At 49.3% G+C, this 16,196-nt stretch carries 14 protein-coding genes; 2 read left to right on the top strand and 12 right to left on the bottom strand.

Annotation, left to right across the window (positions count from 1 at the left end):
* Window positions 1-184: 184 nt before the first annotated feature.
* From BQ7367_RS06650 to BQ7367_RS06640, 3 genes are all read right to left on the bottom strand, one after another.
* Window positions 185-1,819: a Na/Pi cotransporter family protein gene (locus BQ7367_RS06650; RefSeq protein WP_072524730.1), complete on the bottom strand. Its 1,635-nt coding sequence runs from the start codon at window positions 1,817-1,819 to the stop codon at window positions 185-187.
* A gap of 105 nt (window positions 1,820-1,924) precedes the next feature.
* The gene (locus tag BQ7367_RS06645; protein WP_072524729.1) at window positions 1,925-2,281 is read right to left on the bottom strand and encodes a SpoVA/SpoVAEb family sporulation membrane protein; all 357 of its coding nucleotides are present in this window, start codon (window positions 2,279-2,281) and stop codon (window positions 1,925-1,927) included.
* 45 nt (window positions 2,282-2,326) lie between these two features.
* Window positions 2,327-3,358 carry a stage V sporulation protein AD gene (locus tag BQ7367_RS06640; RefSeq protein ID WP_072524728.1) on the bottom strand — a complete coding sequence of 344 codons (1,032 nt, stop codon included), beginning with the start codon at window positions 3,356-3,358 and terminating at the stop codon, window positions 2,327-2,329.
* 154 nt (window positions 3,359-3,512) lie between these two features.
* On the opposite strand from BQ7367_RS06640, the gene spoVAC reads away from it, so the two are divergent.
* Window positions 3,513-3,974, top strand: coding sequence for a stage V sporulation protein AC (gene spoVAC, locus BQ7367_RS06635; RefSeq protein WP_072524727.1), 462 nt, complete (start codon window positions 3,513-3,515; stop codon window positions 3,972-3,974).
* A gap of 720 nt (window positions 3,975-4,694) precedes the next feature.
* Here spoVAC and BQ7367_RS06630 read toward each other — a convergent pair.
* The 5 genes from BQ7367_RS06630 to BQ7367_RS06610 form a co-directional block, all read right to left on the bottom strand.
* Complete coding sequence (locus BQ7367_RS06630) at window positions 4,695-5,981, bottom strand: aspartate aminotransferase type Ic (protein ID WP_072524726.1); 1,287 nt, start codon at window positions 5,979-5,981, stop codon at window positions 4,695-4,697.
* 117 nt (window positions 5,982-6,098) lie between these two features.
* Complete coding sequence (locus BQ7367_RS06625) at window positions 6,099-6,584, bottom strand: MarR family winged helix-turn-helix transcriptional regulator (RefSeq protein WP_072526117.1); 486 nt, start codon at window positions 6,582-6,584, stop codon at window positions 6,099-6,101.
* 22 nt (window positions 6,585-6,606) lie between these two features.
* Window positions 6,607-8,412 (bottom strand): ABC transporter ATP-binding protein, encoded by a 1,806-nt coding sequence (locus tag BQ7367_RS06620; protein WP_072524725.1) that lies wholly within the window; start codon window positions 8,410-8,412, stop codon window positions 6,607-6,609.
* Window positions 8,412-10,139 (bottom strand): ABC transporter ATP-binding protein, encoded by a 1,728-nt coding sequence (locus tag BQ7367_RS06615; RefSeq protein WP_143142968.1) that lies wholly within the window; start codon window positions 10,137-10,139, stop codon window positions 8,412-8,414. The genes BQ7367_RS06620 and BQ7367_RS06615 overlap by 1 nt, the downstream gene beginning before the upstream one ends.
* 136 nt (window positions 10,140-10,275) lie before the next feature.
* Window positions 10,276-10,917 carry a sugar O-acetyltransferase gene (locus tag BQ7367_RS06610; RefSeq protein WP_328586523.1) on the bottom strand — a complete coding sequence of 214 codons (642 nt, stop codon included), beginning with the start codon at window positions 10,915-10,917 and terminating at the stop codon, window positions 10,276-10,278.
* 175 nt (window positions 10,918-11,092) lie between these two features.
* On the opposite strand from BQ7367_RS06610, the gene BQ7367_RS06605 reads away from it, so the two are divergent.
* Window positions 11,093-11,782 carry a GntR family transcriptional regulator gene (locus BQ7367_RS06605; protein ID WP_072524724.1) on the top strand — a complete coding sequence of 230 codons (690 nt, stop codon included), beginning with the start codon at window positions 11,093-11,095 and terminating at the stop codon, window positions 11,780-11,782.
* 83 nt (window positions 11,783-11,865) lie between these two features.
* On the opposite strand, the gene BQ7367_RS06600 is transcribed toward BQ7367_RS06605, so the two are convergent.
* Genes BQ7367_RS06600 through BQ7367_RS06585 form a run of 4 tightly spaced genes read right to left on the bottom strand, consistent with a single transcriptional unit; the run spans window position 11,866 to window position 16,087 of the window.
* Complete coding sequence (locus BQ7367_RS06600) at window positions 11,866-12,537, bottom strand: RraA family protein (protein ID WP_072524723.1); 672 nt, start codon at window positions 12,535-12,537, stop codon at window positions 11,866-11,868.
* Between the two features lie 33 nt (window positions 12,538-12,570).
* Window positions 12,571-13,620: an alcohol dehydrogenase gene (locus tag BQ7367_RS06595; protein ID WP_235837561.1), complete on the bottom strand. Its 1,050-nt coding sequence runs from the start codon at window positions 13,618-13,620 to the stop codon at window positions 12,571-12,573.
* Window positions 13,621-13,632: 12 nt separating this feature from the next.
* Window positions 13,633-14,631 (bottom strand): ABC transporter permease, encoded by a 999-nt coding sequence (locus tag BQ7367_RS06590; RefSeq protein ID WP_083588893.1) that lies wholly within the window; start codon window positions 14,629-14,631, stop codon window positions 13,633-13,635.
* Window positions 14,600-16,087: a sugar ABC transporter ATP-binding protein gene (locus BQ7367_RS06585; protein WP_159431631.1), complete on the bottom strand. Its 1,488-nt coding sequence runs from the start codon at window positions 16,085-16,087 to the stop codon at window positions 14,600-14,602. Before BQ7367_RS06585 ends, BQ7367_RS06590 begins: the two co-directional genes overlap by 32 nt.
* Window positions 16,088-16,196: the final 109 nt, after the last annotated feature.

Raw genomic sequence — 16,196 nt, 5'->3', positions numbered from 1 at the left:
ATTTTATTGCCATCATTATCCTGTCTCCAATCACCAAAATCTTCTATTGATTCCGCCGTCTATCATACCATCAGAGGCTTTGTCTTGTCAATATATCTGAGCCTTTTCCCTCGCTTTCCTGTGCATTTGACGATGCCTTCTTCCCATTGTCTGACGGCCCGGATCACGCCCTCATCCCGGTTATTTATCCGGCCAGTATCTCCTCTGCGATGTTTCTGGAATGATCAGATATTCTTTCCAGACCTACCAATGTATCCAGGAACACGATCCCGGCCTCTGTGCTGCACTGCTTGTCCGCCAGCCTTTTCATATGCCTGCTCCGCAGGCTGATCTCCAGTTCATCTGCCCGGCTCTCTTTCTCAATGACCTTCAGGGCTTTTTCTCTGCTCTCTTCTGCCAGCGCGTCCACCGCCCAGGTGAAGCTGTCTGAACAGACCCGGAGCATTTCCTTCAGCTCCGCGGCGCCCTCCCCGGAGAATGAGACATTCTGTGCCTTCAGCTCTTCCGCGTATTCCGATATATTTTCACAGTAATCGCTGACCCGTTCCATATCTGATACGATCTGGAGCAGACTGGCTACTCTCTGGTGTTCTTTCTCATTAATAGAAAGGGAACTGATCCGGATCAGGTACTCTGTTATCCCCCTGCACAGTCTGTCCGCGGTGTTCTCTTCCTCTCTGATCCCCCGGATGGTCTCACTGTCCAGTGTGAACAGTACCTGTTCTGCCTTTTTCATTGTCTCTTTCACCACATCGCCCATCCTGCACACTTCGCTGAATGCCGACTGAAGCGCGATTGCCGGAGTCTCCAGCATCCTCTCGTCAAGCAGAACGCTGCTCTCGTCCACCTTCTCCTCATCTTCCCTCTGAAGTTTTTTGGCCAGTCGGATAATCCAGTCAGATACCGGAAACAGAAGGAGCGTCGTCCCCACATTAAAGATCGTATGCACAGAACTGATTTCCGTCTGAGTAATCATGCCCATGCCCATCTGAGGATTGATCACTTTGAAAAACAGAATGGCCGCGATACTGAATATAATAGTCCCGATAATATTGAAAAGCAGATGCATGATCGCCGCTGTTTTTGCTGTCTTTCTGGCGCCGATACTGGACATGATGGCTGTCACACAGGTTCCGATATTCTGTCCCATTATAATGTATACTGCCGCGTTGAATGGCACCAGTCCTGCTGCCGCCAGACTCTGGAGAATGCCCACAGACGCGGAGGAGCTCTGGATCACCGCTGTGACGACTGTACCCGCAATGATCCCAAGGAATGGATTATGCCCCAGCGTCACAAAAATATTGCGGAACGCTTCCGACTCTTCCAGCGGAGATACCGCGGAAGACATGGTTGTGATCCCCATAAACAGCAGCCCGAATCCGATGATAATACTGGAAATATCTTTTGTAGAGCGGCGCTTTCCTGTCAGCATGACGATCACGCCGGCCATTACCGCGATGGGCGCAAGATTGCCCGGACTGAGGAACTTTGCCCATTCTACGCTTGATACGAGCCATCCTGTCACCGTCGTACCGATATTTGCCCCCATGATCACGCCCATAGCCTGGGACAGATTCATGATCCCCGCGTTGACAAAACCTACGACCATGACCGTAGTTGCCGAGGAGCTCTGGATCACCGCCGTGATGACTGCGCCAAGTACCACTCCGAAGAACCTGTTTTTTGTCAGAACCTCAAGAAGTGACTTCATCCTGCTTCCGGCCGCATTCTCCAGGCCCTGAGCCATGATCTGCATTCCGTAAATAAACATCCCTAGTCCCCCCGCGAAGGGAATGATAATGCCTGCGTAATTCATATCTTCCTCCAGATAAAAGAGTTTTTTCCTATGTTTTTCATAATTTACGATAACATTATCAGTTCAAAAAAACAACAGAATCTTAACGGAATCTTAACATTCATTTTACTTTTTCATCCTGGGCTCAAAAATAAATGAGGCAATATACCCGAAAATAAGAGCTGCCGAGATCCCCACCGCGCTGGCCGTAAATCCGCCCATAAAGATCCCGATAAAACCGTTCTTGTCCACAGCTTCTTTCACACCCTGCCAGAGCACATTCCCAAAGCCCAGAAGAGGGACGCTGGCACCGGAACCCGCAAAGTCCTGGAAGGGTCCGTAAACTCCAATAAATCCCAGTACGGCCCCGGTACATACAAGCAGCACCATGACCCGGCCGGGCATCATTTTTGTCCGGTCCAGCAGGATCTGCACTGCCGCGCAGATCAGCCCTCCCACTACAAACGCTGTGATATACTCCATGATCTTTCTCCACCTTTCTTTATACAGAGTCCTCTGTACCGTTTTTCAGCAATGTTCCAGCACAATCCCATGCGCAATCCCCGGCACGCTGGCTCCTTCATTGTAGCTTACAGTAGACATAAGCGCTCCGGTAGGAACAAACAGCACCCGTTTCCATTCTCCGCTTTCCAGCCGGGGCAGGATAAATGACGCCAGGGTCACCGCCGCGCAGCCACAGCCGCTTCCACCCGCATGGGTGTCCTGAGTCTCCTGGTCAAATATAGTCATACCACAGTCCAGATGACGTTTCCGGATATCATATCCTTTTTCCCGTACAAGATCAAACAAGATCGACTGGCCTACATATCCCAGATCTCCGGTAATGATCCGGTCATAGTCCGACTCTTTTCTTCCCAGATCGGAAAAATTCTGTACAATGGTATCCATGGCCGCAGGCGCCATACACGCTCCCATATTCTGGGAATCTTTGAGTCCGTAGTCCACGATCTTTCCCACTGTCACCCCGGCAATCCGCACGTGAGAAAAGTATTCGTTCTCACCGCAGTCCCCTGCCTTTACCACAAAAGCTCCGCTGCCTGTTACGGTCCAGTGAGCCGACAGCGGTCTCTGGGAGGCATATCCCAGCGGAAATCGAAATTCCTTTTCGGCGCTTCCGAAATGGCTTGACGTAACGGCAAGCATATATTCCCCGTATCCGGCCGCGGCGCTCATCGCCGCCAGAGCCAGCGCTTCTCCGGAAGTCGAACAGGCTCCATACAGACCGAACATAGGGATCTTAAGCTCTTCTACACCCATGGAAGTAGCAATTCCCTGCCGCAGCAGATCTCCCCCGAACAGGCAGCGGATATCCCCGGCCTTTAAATGAGCTTTTCCAACGGCAAGGACACAGGCCTCCTTCTGCATTGTACTTTCTGCCTCTTCCCACGTCTGCGCTCCAAACAGATCATCTTCGTTCGTCATGTCGAAAAGTTTGCCCAGAGGGCCTTCTGCCTCCTTACTGCCAACCACTGACGCCGCGCTCACGATTAGCGGAGCATTCTGAAATATCAGACTCTGCTTTCCTTTTATCTGATCCATATCTTGTCCTCACTTTTCCATTGATCCATTTTGTGTCTACCGTCTATTGTCCGCATCTTTATCAGAAATATGCGGCAGGCACACGTATAATATCGGGAAATCTTCAGATACTAACAGAAAATGTCAACAAACCAGATAACAGGAGATATTTATTATGGATAAAATACAGAAACTCAAACAGGAAAAAGAGTATGAAAAATATGTAAAACAGAAAACACCACGGCACAACGTATGGCTCAACATGCTCAAGGCCTTTCTGCTGGGAGGGACTATCTGTTTTCTCGGACAGGTCATCTTCCACTACTGCGAATTACAGAATCTCAGCTCAGACGACTGCAGCAGCTGGACCTCGATGCTCCTTGTCCTGATCAGCGTCCTCCTCACCGGAACCGGCCTCTATCCGAAGCTGGCCAAATGGGGAGGCGCCGGAGCCCTCGTGCCGATCACCGGCTTTGCCAACTCCGTGGCGGCTCCGTCTATCGAATATAAAAAAGAAGGGCAGGTCTTCGGCATCGGGTGCAAGATCTTTACCATTGCGGGACCGGTAATCCTCTATGGCATCTTCACTAGCTGGGTACTGGGGCTTTTATACTGGGTGTGGACCCTCATCGGGTGAAATCTGAGTTTGTTAGGGTGTTGGATATGGCCGCCATGGGAGGAAGAGGATATCCATCTCGGGCACGCTTTCGCTCGGAGCTGCAACGCAGCGGCACATAAGGGCGCAAAGAACGCGCCCCAAATGCCGGCGTTGCCGCACGGCCCTCGATGGACACCTCTTCCTTCCCCGGCTCCCTATCCTACCTCCTCAACAATCTCGCGATTTAAAAGTGATTGTGAAAGTGGAACGTTATCGACTATATGCCTGTCTTCAAAAAGTCAGAAGACATACGCCAAAAATCCGTGGATGTCAAAGCCAGTCCCCTTCTCGCATTACTTTCAAATCGCGAGATTGGCGGGAGATGAATCGTGACGTCGGAGAGAATCGATAAAGTGTAGGACAGGGAAAGAGCAGAGACCGGTAGAACCTTTCTGCGGAGACAGGCAGGTGGACCGGCGACTTTGGAGGAATCCGCAGGAAAAAATTAAGGGACTTACGATCCGCCGTTAAGCAATCCGATGAGATTGTCTGAGCGAACGCGAGTTGCTCATCGGATTGCTTTGTATTTAGGCGGAACTGAAGTCCCTTTATATTTTTCCCGGATTCCGGAACGGAGCCGGGGACACTTGTTCTGTCTCCGCAGAATATGTCTTTCGGACGTGTGATCCTTTCAATTTCTTTCACTTAGCGTCCTATCCGGCGTCTTCTAAATCACCCCGGCAAACTCAGATTTGCCGCTTACAGGTTACCCAGCAGTTTATCGATGCTGACGAGTTTCACGCTGAGCACGAAGATATCTGTCGCGATTGAAAGTTCTTCCGGTGTCGGATAGGTAGGCGCGATACGGATATTGCTGTCGTGCGGATCTTTTCCATAGGGATAGGTCGCGCCGGCTCCGGTCATTACCAGCCCTGCTTCTTTCGCTTTGGCTACGATGGCTTTCGCGCATCCTTCCATGGAATCAAATGAAATGAAATACCCGCCAAGAGGCTTGATCCAGGAACCGATCTCCAGACCGGACAGTTCTCTTTCAAACACATCGATGACAGCCTCGAACTTCGGCCGGATGATGTCAGCCTGTTTCTTCATGTGTTCTACAATGCCGTGGATATCTTTGAAGAAACGCACATGCCGAAGCTGGTTCACCTTGTCATGTCCGATCGTCTGATACTTCAGCATGTCCCTGATATCCTTCAGATTTGCTTCTGATGCCGCGATCGCCGCGATCCCTGAACCCGGGAAGCTGATCTTGGATGTTGAGGCAAATTTATATACCATATCCGGGCTGCCGGCCTTTTTACATTCCATAAGAAGTTCCGTCAGATAATCCTGTTTGTCTTCATAAAGATGATGCACTCCGTATGCATTGTCCCAGAAGATACGGAAATCCTCTGCCGCAGGTTTCAGGTTCGCGAAACGGAAGACCGTCTCATCCGAATATGTGATACCCTGAGGATTTGAGTATTTGGGCACGCACCAGATCCCCTTTACTGCCGGATCTTCGCTGACAAGCTTCTCTACCATATCCATATCCGGTCCCGTCGGAGTCATTGGGATATTGATCATCTCGATCCCGAAATGCTCTGTAATCGCAAAATGTCTGTCATAACCCGGAACCGGACACAGGAATTTCACCTTATCCAGCCTGCACCAGGGTGTGCTTCCCATGATCCCGTGTGTCATGGCACGGGCGACTGTATCATACATAACATTCAGACTGGAGTTTCCGAAAATGATCACATTGTCCTTCGGCACCTCCATCATATCGGCCAGAAGCTGCTTTGCCTCGGCGATCCCGTCAAGGCCGCCGTAGTTTCTGCAGTCCACGCCGTCCTCGCAGATCATGTCTGCGCTGCTGTTGAGCACATCCATCATCCCCATGGACAAGTTCAGCTGCTCGGCAGACGGTTTCCCTCTGGACATATCCAGCTTCAGACCTTTTGCCTTTATCTCGGCAAACTGAGCTTCCAGCTCGTTTTTAAGTTCTAACAGTTCTTCTTTGCTTAAATCTTTGTACGCAGTCATTGCAGGGCTCCTCCACTTCTTTATTCGCTCTTGATATTGTATATAATTTATGATGGTTCGTCAATGCTTTCTTGCATTTTTTCTACTTATTTAATGTGATTTATAGATATTGCATGCTTATTTTGAAATTTCCATGTCTGTTTCATTCATTTCTTCCAGATTTTTCTCTACTTTCCCCAACAGTGACTGCAGAGTTGAAACCTCCTGCCCGTCCAGATTTCTTTTCAGGATCTCTTCCAGCCTGGAAAAGGCCCTGTTGACCTGAGCCGCCTTTTCCTCTCCTTTCCGGGTAAGGCTGATCTGATAGGAGCGGCGGCTTTTAGAATCCCGTGTCCGCCGGATCACTTCCTGTTTTTCCATTTTGTCCAGTGTCCGCGACATGGTCGTCACGTCAAGCATACACGCGTCCGCCAGCTCTCTCTGGGTGACGGGGGAATTACTGCTTAGAAAAGCCAGTATCCTGGCCTGCCCCTGCCCGGGAGTCAGCCCGATGGAAAGAAGGAACGCCTGTACTTTTCTCCTCTTGATCAGCTCGATCCGGAGTAAAATTTCCCTTAACTGTTTTTCTTTTTTCTCTTTTTTATTTTCAAGATCTTGTTTCATGATCCGTAAACCTCTCTGTTTTTTATTCCAGTTCATACATTCCTGTATAAAGCTGATAATATCTTCCCTTCTGTTCCAGCAGTTCTTCATGGCTGCCCCTCTCAATAACCGTGCCATGCTCCAGCACCATGATGGCTTTGGAATTCCGCACAGTAGAAAGTCGGTGGGCGATCACAAACACCGTCCTGCCTTCCATGATGGCGTCCATCCCTTTTTCAATAATTCTCTCGGTTCTGGTGTCAATGGAGGAGGTGGCTTCATCCAGAATCAGCACAGGCGGATGCGCCACCGCCGCCCTGGCGATAGCCAGCAGCTGCCTCTGCCCCTGCGAAAGATTGCTGCCATCGCTGTGAAGCATTGTCCGGTATCCTTCCGGAAGCCTGCGGATAAATGAATCCGCATTTGCCAGCCTGGCGGCTTCTTCCACCTCAGCGTCAGTGGCGTTTAAGTTTCCGTAGCGGATATTATCGGCAATGGTTCCGGTAAACAGGTGAGTATCCTGGATGACCATCGCCAGAGAACGTCTTAGGTCATTCTTTTTAATATCCTTTATATCGATCCCGTCATACAGGATCCTTCCTCCCTGGATCTCATAAAACCGGTTGATCAGATTAATGATCGTTGTCTTACCTGCCCCGGTAGAACCTACAAAGGCGATCTTCTGCCCGGGTTTCGCATACAGGCTGATCCCTTCCAGTACTTTCTTGCCCGGGACATATCCGAATGTAACATTTTCAAACCTCACATCCCCTTTTAACGGGATCAGAGTTCCGTCATCCCGGCGCCACGAATACCCGTCCTTTCCATGTACAAGAGTTACGGTTCCATTGTCCGGCTCCGGCTCTTCATGCATCATCTCAAAAATCCTCTCCGCGCCGGCCAGAGCGGACAGGATAAAATTCACCTGCTGCGTAAACTGGTTCAGCGGCATGGCGCTCTGTCTGACATAAACCAAGTATGCCGCCAGGCTTCCCAGATCCATCAGTCCTGACAGGGCCAGCAGTCCTCCGGCACAGGCGGACACAGCGTAGTTCGCGTAAGACAGGCTGACAATGCTGGGTACCATCATTCCGGAATAGGCCAGCGCCTTTGTGGACGCTTTCCGCAATTCCTCATTCTTTTTCCGAAAGACTTTCATATCTTCCTCTTCATGATTGAATACCTTCTCTACCTTCTGGCCTGCCACCATTTCCTCTACAAACCCATTGATCTGTGCCAGGGATGCCTGCTGCCTGTCGTAGAATTCCTTGCTCCGTTTCCCGTTCCACTTAATAAAGAAAAACATGATGCATAAGAACAGGATCACAATGAACGACATCTCCACATTCAGGACCAGAAGCATTATCACAGTTCCGGCCAGTGTCAGCGCGCTCTGGATCACCATTGTAAAGCTGTTGTTGAGCGCTTCCTGGATCGTATCCACATCATTGGTAAACCGGCTCATCAGTTCTCCGTGTGTGTGGGCATCAAAGTATTTCAATGGCAGTGTCTGTACATGAGCAAAAAGATCCCTCCGGATATCGCCTACTACCTTCTGGGATGTTTTCACCATCAGACGGTTATAGCCGAATGTAGAGAGCGCCCCGCACAGATACATGATTCCCATGCCGGCCAGGGCGCGCGCCAGTCCCCGCACATTTCCCGGAAGGATGTATTCATTGATCACCGGCTTGAGAAGATAGGTTCCCATCACGCTGGCTCCGGTACTTATGAATACAAGAACGGCTACAACTGCCAGAAGCCACTTGTGATATCCCATATACCGGAACAGCTCTCTGAGTGCTTTTCTTATATTTTTCGGCCGTTTATATCCCGTGTATCTCGCCATTACAGATCAGCCCCTTCCTTCTGAGAATCATAGATCTCCTGATAGATCTGATTGTGCGCCAGCAGTTCTTCATGGGTTCCGACACCACAGATCTTTCCGTCTTCCAATACCACGATCTGGTCCGCGTGACGGACGGAAGATATGCGCTGCGCGATCACGATCTTCGTCATATGGGGAAGCTTTTCTGAAAGCATCTTGCGTATCCGGGATTCTGTCGCCGTATCCACCGCGCTGGTAGAGTCGTCAAGGATCAGTACTTTTGGTTTCTTTAAAATCGCCCGCGCGATACAGAGTCTCTGTTTCTGTCCTCCGGAAACATTTACGCCTCCCTGCCCCATCTCTGTGTCATATCCATTCTCCAGACGACCGATAAACTCGTCTGCTCCCGCGATCCTGCACGCCTCCTCGATCTCTTCCTGAGACGCGTCCTTATCGCCCCATAGAAGATTTTCCCGCAGTGTTCCGGAAAACAGGGTGTTCTTCTGAAGGACCACCGCGACGGCGTCTCTTAAGTGTTTCAATGGATACTGCCATACCGGGATCCCGTCGATCAGAAGTTCTCCTGAAGATATGTCATACAGCCTGGGGATCAGCTGGACCAGGGTCGTCTTGGCTGATCCGGTCTGCCCGACAATCCCCACAGTCTGGCCTGCCCGGATATGAAGATCGATGTCTGAGAGGACATACTCCGCCGCCTCTTCTTTATATTTAAAGTAGACATGTTTGAATTCAATCTCTCCGGCAGTTACTTCGATATCCTCTGCCCTGTCTTCCCTGATATCAATTTCCTCGTCCAGCACCTCTGTGATCCTCTTCCCCGAAGCCAGCGAACGGGTCAGCATAAGAAAAATATTGGAGATCATCATCAGGGAATTCAAGATCTGCAGCACATAGCTTAAGAATCCGGTCAGTTCTCCCATCTGCATGGAACCGACCCGGATCATACCTCCGCCAAACCAGAGGATGCTCAGGATCGTGCCATACATAACAAACTGCATCGCCGCCATATTTGTAGTGGCCAGCCGGAAAGCCCGTTCTGACTGGGTCTGAAGATTGCTGTTCACTTCCCCGAATTTCCTGATCTCATACTCTCCCCGCACATAAGCCTTGACGACCCGGATGGCAGTAAGATTTTCCTGTATAATCCTGTTGACCAGATCAATTGCGTTCTGCATCCTGGCGTACAAAGGCCGCACGTTCTTTATGATCAGATACAGGCAGATCCCCAGAGTCGGAAGTGCTACAAGGAAGACCACCGCCAGCTTTGTATTAATAGAAAATGCCACCGCCGTGGCCGCCACCAGCATGACAGGACCCCTGCAAGCGGGCCGCATTCCCGCAGAGATGCTGTTCTGGATATTTGTCACATCACTTGTCATCCTGGTGACAAGTGAGGACAGCTGAAAATGATCAATGTTGGCAAAAGAAAACTGCTGAAGCTTCCCGTACTCTGCCTCCCGCAGATTGGCGCCCAGTCCCTGCCCGGCAATGGCGGAAAATTTCGCGCTTCCGATTCCGAGCAGAAGGGCCAGGACTGCGCACAGGATCATCCAGCCTCCCTGTTCAAAGATATAGGCTCTGTTTCCTTCCGCCACTCCGATATCGACAATATTTGCCATGATCAGAGGGATCAACAGTTCAAACATGGATTCCGCGGCCACGCACAATGCCGCCAGGACCAGGTATTTTTTATATTGTCCCGCATAAGAAAAAATACGTCGGATCATCCTGTCTTCTTCCCGCCTTTCCTTTTTTACCCGGCAGAAAAAATAACGGAGACGACAGCTCCGTTATCCTTGCCGCATACAATAGTTGTATATACAACTATTGTATGCACAAATATTTAAAATGTCAATGTCCTGCTTAATCTTTCTGCTTTTCCTTTTCCATATCCCGTTTTATACTGTCCTTTTCCGTGATTTTCCGGAGGATACGGCAAGGATTGCCCACAGCGATCACTTGCGCCGGGATATCTTTTGTAACGACACTTCCTGCTCCGATCACCGCATTTTCTCCGATAGTTACCCCGGGAAGTATCGTGACATCCGCTCCGATCCATACATGATCCCCGATCACGATCGGCATTGCCTTTTCAAAGCCCTGATCCCGTTCCTCCGCAAGCAGGGGGTGTGCCGCCGTATACATTCCACAATTCGGACCGATAAAACAGAAGGCACCTATTCTCACCGGAGCGCCGTCCATAAGATACGCATTGTGGTTGATAAATGTATTGTCTCCGATAAAACAGTTATATCCGTAATCTGTATAGAAAGGCGTTAATATAGTAGTATTCTTCCCCCGGTTTGGCAGAAGAGCCTTCAGGATCTCTTCTCTTTTCTCCGCCGCCGCGGGAGACATATAATTGAGCTGATGGCACAGTACATCTGCGTTCTCTCTTAATTCTGCCAATTCATCATCATTATTTGCGTCGTACCAGAATCCTTTTTCCGATTTTTCACGTTCTGTCATGCTATGCTCCTTTCCGTCTACAATCGTTTTGATCACTTTTCTTCTTCCATAACAGTTATCGTAACTCCCCTACCATGGAAAAGCAAGGATCTGTTTTTGGTACATTCTTCAAATCGAATATTTCAATTGCAAATGTATTTTCCGTCCTTTATAATGAAAGAAGAAATTTGCGCGTTCCGCATAGTTCGGCGCATAGTTTGGAGGCGGTTATATGTCTGGCGGTACATCCGCAGCAGTCAATAAAGTTTACGATTATCTGTATGAGGGGATCCTTTCCGGAGAAATTCCACTCGGCTCCCCGATCGCTGAACAGGACGTAGGAAAAAAACTTGGTCTGAGCCGTTCCCCTGTACGGGAAGCCCTGAAACGTATGGAAGCCAACGGACTGGTATCACATTATCTGGGCAGAGGGACTTTCGTAACTGACATTACAGTCCGGGATCTGGAAGAAATTTTTGAACTCCGCAGGATGTTCGAGCTCCACTCTCTTTCTTCTGCCTGTATGTATATCGATGACGATACGCTGGATAAATTACAGGATGCTTTTGAGAACCTGAATGAGAGATCATCCGCGCAGGAATATTTTGACGCGAATAAACTTCTGCATTCTTCTATTATTTCCTATGGGAACAATTTACGGCTTGAGAAATTTTACAATATGCTTCTTGCCCAGTTCGCTATTGTAAACCGCATTTCCGCGCGGGATCCCGAACATTTTAACCGGTCGAAATCCATTCATCTGAACATTGTCAAAGCAATGAAAGACCGAGATGTTGAACGGGCCAAAAAGCTGCTTGGGGAACATTTAAATCAGGTGGAAGAACAGACGATCCGTGAGTACAGCAAGCCTCTTGCCGCCATCAAGAAGGCAAGACAGCAGAAAAAGAATTTCATAGACTAAAATGGCGTATTTAAAAAGAACCACGACTCCGTCAGACAGGGGGGATGCCTGACAGAACCGCGGCTCTTTTTTTGATGATCTTATTATTCTGCCTCTTTTGTCTGCAGATGATGGTACCCTGTCTGGGCCCGTGCCTCCCTCAGGGACATTCCTCCTTTTACATACTGACGGATCATTTCTTCTTTCTTTTCTATTTCTTTCGCGATCCCCAGCACCTGCTCCACCTTGTCAAACGGGATCACCAGCGCCCCTGTGTCATCACCGAAAATGAGATCCCCCGGGCACACCTTTAGTCCCGCGACAGTCACCGGTTCATTCACTGCTGCCACCTCTACTCTGTCTTTTCCAGTCACCATATAGTAGCCGTTAGAAAAGATCGGATATCTGATATTCCGGATGTCCTTAATGTCGCGGCATACACCGTAGATCAACGTCCCTTCAATCCCTTTCAAAGAAGCGGCCATTGCCATAATGTCTCCCCAGACAGTACAATAATCTCTGCCGCCGTTATCCAGGACACATACCTGCCCCGGCTCCACATCATCAAGAAAATCTCCTACCGTTCCCTTGACCTCGCCGCACGGAACATATCTGACCGTAAAAGCCTGCCCACACATAACAGTTCCCGGAACGATCGGCTTGATTCCATACAGTCCTGCGGGAAGCCCGATCTTGTCCATCGCGTCTGAGATACTGGTAGAGTCAAGTTTTTTATATTCTTCTATTACCGCTTTATCAATTTTCGGTATATTCATAATCTGTCTCCTTCATAATAATTAATGCCCAAATCAGGGTGTCAATACAACTTTGATCACGCCGTCTTCCTGATTTTCAAACAAACGGTACCCTTCCAGCGCGTCCTTCAGCGCGTAGCGGTGTGTGATCAGCGGAGCGGTATCCAGTTTTCCTTCCTTGATCAGGTCAAGTGTTTTCGCGCAGGCATTGGCATGTACGCCGCCGGTTTTAAAAACTAAATTTTTCCCGTACATCCTGCGCAGCGGAAGTTTCTGAGGATCCTCTTCATAATGCGCCACAAGACATACGATACCGCTGGGACGCGTGGTCTGCCACGCCATCCCAAATGTATTTTTTCCTCCCGCGCATTCAAATAAACGGTCGGCTCCCCTTCCGTCTGTAAGACTTTTTACAATTTCTTCCACATCTTCTCTGGATGAATTGATCGTTATATCCGCGTATCCGTGCCGTTTCGCGAACGCAAGCCTCTCGTCGGAAATATCGACAGAAATCAGCCTTGCGGGACTGTACAGTCTCGCGCAGATAGAAGTGCACAGCCCGGTTGGACCGGCCCCCAGGACAACGGCAGTATCTCCCGGATGCAGCTCACCGATCTCCGCTGCCCAGAATCCTGTGGCCAGAACATCCCCCACGAGCATTGCCTGCTCATCGGAAACACCGTCAGGGATCAGGTCGCAGCAATTATCCGCGTAAGCCACCCGTACATATTCCGCCTGGCCGCCGTCTTCCACACATCCCAGCATCCATCCGCCGTTTACACAGTTATTTACATATCCTCTTTTGCAGTAAAAGCACTCTCCGCAAAAAGTCTCGTTATTGACAGTTACACGGTCTCCCTTTTTTAACTTACATACATCCGGCCCGGTCTCCACAACCTCGCCTACGATCTCGTGTCCAAGGATTACGCCTTCTTTGGCGCGCGCTATCATACCGTGCTTAATATGTATATCACTGGAGCAGATTGCCGCCATGGTCACTCGCACGATCGCGTCTTTCGGATGTCTGATAACCGGAACCGGGCGTTCTTCCAGTCTGATCTCGCCCAGTTTACTGAATACGACAGCCTTCATAGTATTCCCCATAAGAGAGCCTCCTTATTTGACAATTTCCTTGCTCTTCCAGTCTTTAGACGCAGCGACCGCAAGTATGACTACGATACCTTTGACCAGCACCTGTACATGAGGAGACACCCCCATAAGGTTGAGTCCGTTATTCAGCATCAGGATAACAAATACACCTGTAATACATCTGGCCACGCTTCCCTTTCCTCCGGAAAGAGACGTCCCGCCCATAACAACCGCCGCGATGGCATCCAGAGACATTCCTTCGCCCTGCGCATGTGTTCCGGCGCCGAGACGCGCGCTCATAAGTACTCCGGCCAGACCGGTACACGCTCCGGCTATCATAAACGATATCAGTTTATATTTTCTTGTCGGCAGTCCGCAGAGCCCCGCGACCCTCTCATTAGATCCGATCGCATACAGAGAACGGCCGTATTTTGTTTTTTTCGTGAGTATATGCATCAGAACGAAAATCACGATCGCGAATATTGCCATTGTCGGGAAAAATCCGAATACATTTCCGTTCCCCATTTTCTTAAACGCATTAAACGCTGTACTCTGCGCGACTCCGCCTGATATAATCAGAGCAATTCCCCGACATATCGTAGAAGTACCATACGTCACAAGAAACGATGGAAGCCTTACATAAGATACAAGAACCCCCATAAAAATCCCGAATACCAGTCCTATGCCCACTCCGAACAGCAGGCTGACCCATCCGCCGCCGCCTGTATAAATGTTCGCCAGCATAACCGAACAGATTCCGCAGAGACTCATCATACCGTCGGAAGAAATATCAATACTTCCGGTCAGGATGACCGCGCACAGACCAAACGAAACAATGAAAAGAGGTCCGCCCTGGCGCAGGATATTCATAATATTAGCCAGAGATATAAATCTCGGATTGATGATCGTAAAAAATACAACGCATATTATAAGCAGTACAGGAGCGATAAACAGAGAATAATCGATATCTCTTTTTCCTTTCTTCTGTACTGTGTCAGGTGATGTGTTGGATGATGTCGTTTTCATTCGGTATATCCTCCTTGCAATCAATTTCTCCGGTAATAACGCCTTTTCGCATAGTCAGTATGCGGTTTGACAGCCCAATGAGCTCAGGCATCTCGTCAGAGATGACAAGGATCGAAACCCCCTCGTCCGCAAGATCACGCATGATCCTGTATATCTCCTGCTTGGCGCCGACGTCAATGCCCCTGGTCGGCTGTTCCATAATAATGATATCCGGCTTTCTCGAAAGCCATCTTGCCAGGATCGCTTTCTGCTGATTTCCTCCTGACAGATTTATGATCGGTGTCTTCCCGGAAGTGGTTTTTATCTTCAATCGTTCAATATATTCATTGACACAGTCATTTTCTTTTGATTTGCTTAAGAATACTCCTGTGATAAAATGATCCAGATTTGCCACTGTAATATTCTGGCCTACCGACATCGTATCAAGGATTCCTTCGCTTCGGCGGTCGCTGGGCAGATAGCCGATCCCGGCCTCCACCGCTTTCTTTATACTGCTGTTTACAACCTTGTTTCCCGCAGTAATTGTTCCGCCTGTCACCGGCTCATCGCCAAAGATCACTTTTGCCAGATTCTCTTTCCCGCAGCCCATCAGGCCCGCGATCCCGAGGATTTCTCCTTTTCTTAGCCTGAACGTGACATGGTTGACTGCATCTGAAGAGACATCGTTCAGCTCAAGGACCGTTTCCTCTTCCGGCTCTCTTAAATCGCTTGCCAGGTAAAAATCATGTGAGAACTCACGTCCAACCATCATTTCCTGAAGCTTCTTGACCGTGGCATCTTTGGTCTGCAGACCTCCGACATTTTCTCCGTCCCGCATCACCTCGACCCGGTCTGTGTACTGCACTACTTCTTCCAGCTGATGGGAAATAAAAACGAATGATGCATGTTCCCTCAGTGAATTAACTACTTCAAAGAGTTTTTCCACCTCACCCGGCGACAGGACTGCTGTCGGTTCATCGAGGATAATGATGCCTTTTCTCTGATTGCGTACTGCCGGATATAAGACACGGGCAAGTTCCACCATCTGTCTTTCGGAAAAACTCAGTTTCTCTACTCTTGTTTTCGGGCTGATATGACCCAGATTTACTTTATCCAGTATCATTTCCGCCTCACTGTACATTTTTTTCCAGTGCAGGAAATTCGCGGTTATCATATTGCCTTCCCGGCCGAGAAAAATATTTTCCGCGACGCTTAGGTTCGGAAAAAGTGCCTGCTCCTGAAATACCATACCGATACCGTAATGTTCTGCTTCAACCGGCATCGTCGGATTGATCTCTTCACCGTTTAAGTAGATCGCGCCTGCGTCCTTCTTTTCGATCCCCATCAGGACACGCATCAATGTACTTTTCCCTGCTCCGTTTTCTCCTATAAGGGCAAGGATTTCTCCGGGGAAGAGTTCCAGAGAGACGCCTTTAAGCGCCTGTACGCTGTAGAAGCGTTTATATATGCCGTCCATTTTCAGAATTGCTTGCCTATTGGCGGTTTCTTGCATTGTTTCACTCTCCCTCTTAGATCTTGGATCTTATAAAATTATTCAGTCATTTCCTGATCGGACCCTGCGGTGA

The sequence above is a fragment of the Clostridium sp. Marseille-P3244 genome, from assembly GCF_900120155.1.
Taxonomy (GTDB): domain Bacteria; phylum Bacillota; class Clostridia; order Lachnospirales; family Lachnospiraceae; genus Mediterraneibacter.
This window is presented reverse-complemented; position numbering and strand designations above follow the sequence as displayed.

Bases quoted from the DNA above. Each gene is read 5' to 3' on its own strand.
- BQ7367_RS06650 (WP_072524730.1), bottom strand. From the start codon at position 1,819: ATGAATTACGCAGGCATTATCATTCCCTTCGCGGGGGGACTAGGGATG.
- BQ7367_RS06645 (WP_072524729.1), bottom strand. From the start codon at position 2,281: ATGGAGTATATCACAGCGTTTGTAGTGGGAGGGCTGATCTGCGCGGCA.
- BQ7367_RS06640 (WP_072524728.1), bottom strand. From the start codon at position 3,358: ATGGATCAGATAAAAGGAAAGCAGAGTCTGATATTTCAGAATGCTCCG.
- spoVAC (WP_072524727.1), top strand. From the start codon at position 3,513: ATGGATAAAATACAGAAACTCAAACAGGAAAAAGAGTATGAAAAATAT.
- BQ7367_RS06630 (WP_072524726.1), bottom strand. From the start codon at position 5,981: ATGACTGCGTACAAAGATTTAAGCAAAGAAGAACTGTTAGAACTTAAA.
- BQ7367_RS06625 (WP_072526117.1), bottom strand. From the start codon at position 6,584: ATGAAACAAGATCTTGAAAATAAAAAAGAGAAAAAAGAAAAACAGTTA.
- BQ7367_RS06620 (WP_072524725.1), bottom strand. From the start codon at position 8,412: ATGGCGAGATACACGGGATATAAACGGCCGAAAAATATAAGAAAAGCA.
- BQ7367_RS06615 (WP_143142968.1), bottom strand. From the start codon at position 10,139: ATGATCCGACGTATTTTTTCTTATGCGGGACAATATAAAAAATACCTG.
- BQ7367_RS06605 (WP_072524724.1), top strand. From the start codon at position 11,093: ATGTCTGGCGGTACATCCGCAGCAGTCAATAAAGTTTACGATTATCTG.
- BQ7367_RS06600 (WP_072524723.1), bottom strand. From the start codon at position 12,537: ATGAATATACCGAAAATTGATAAAGCGGTAATAGAAGAATATAAAAAA.
- BQ7367_RS06595 (WP_235837561.1), bottom strand. From the start codon at position 13,620: ATGGGGAATACTATGAAGGCTGTCGTATTCAGTAAACTGGGCGAGATC.
- BQ7367_RS06590 (WP_083588893.1), bottom strand. From the start codon at position 14,631: ATGAAAACGACATCATCCAACACATCACCTGACACAGTACAGAAGAAA.
- BQ7367_RS06585 (WP_159431631.1), bottom strand. From the start codon at position 16,087: ATGGACGGCATATATAAACGCTTCTACAGCGTACAGGCGCTTAAAGGC.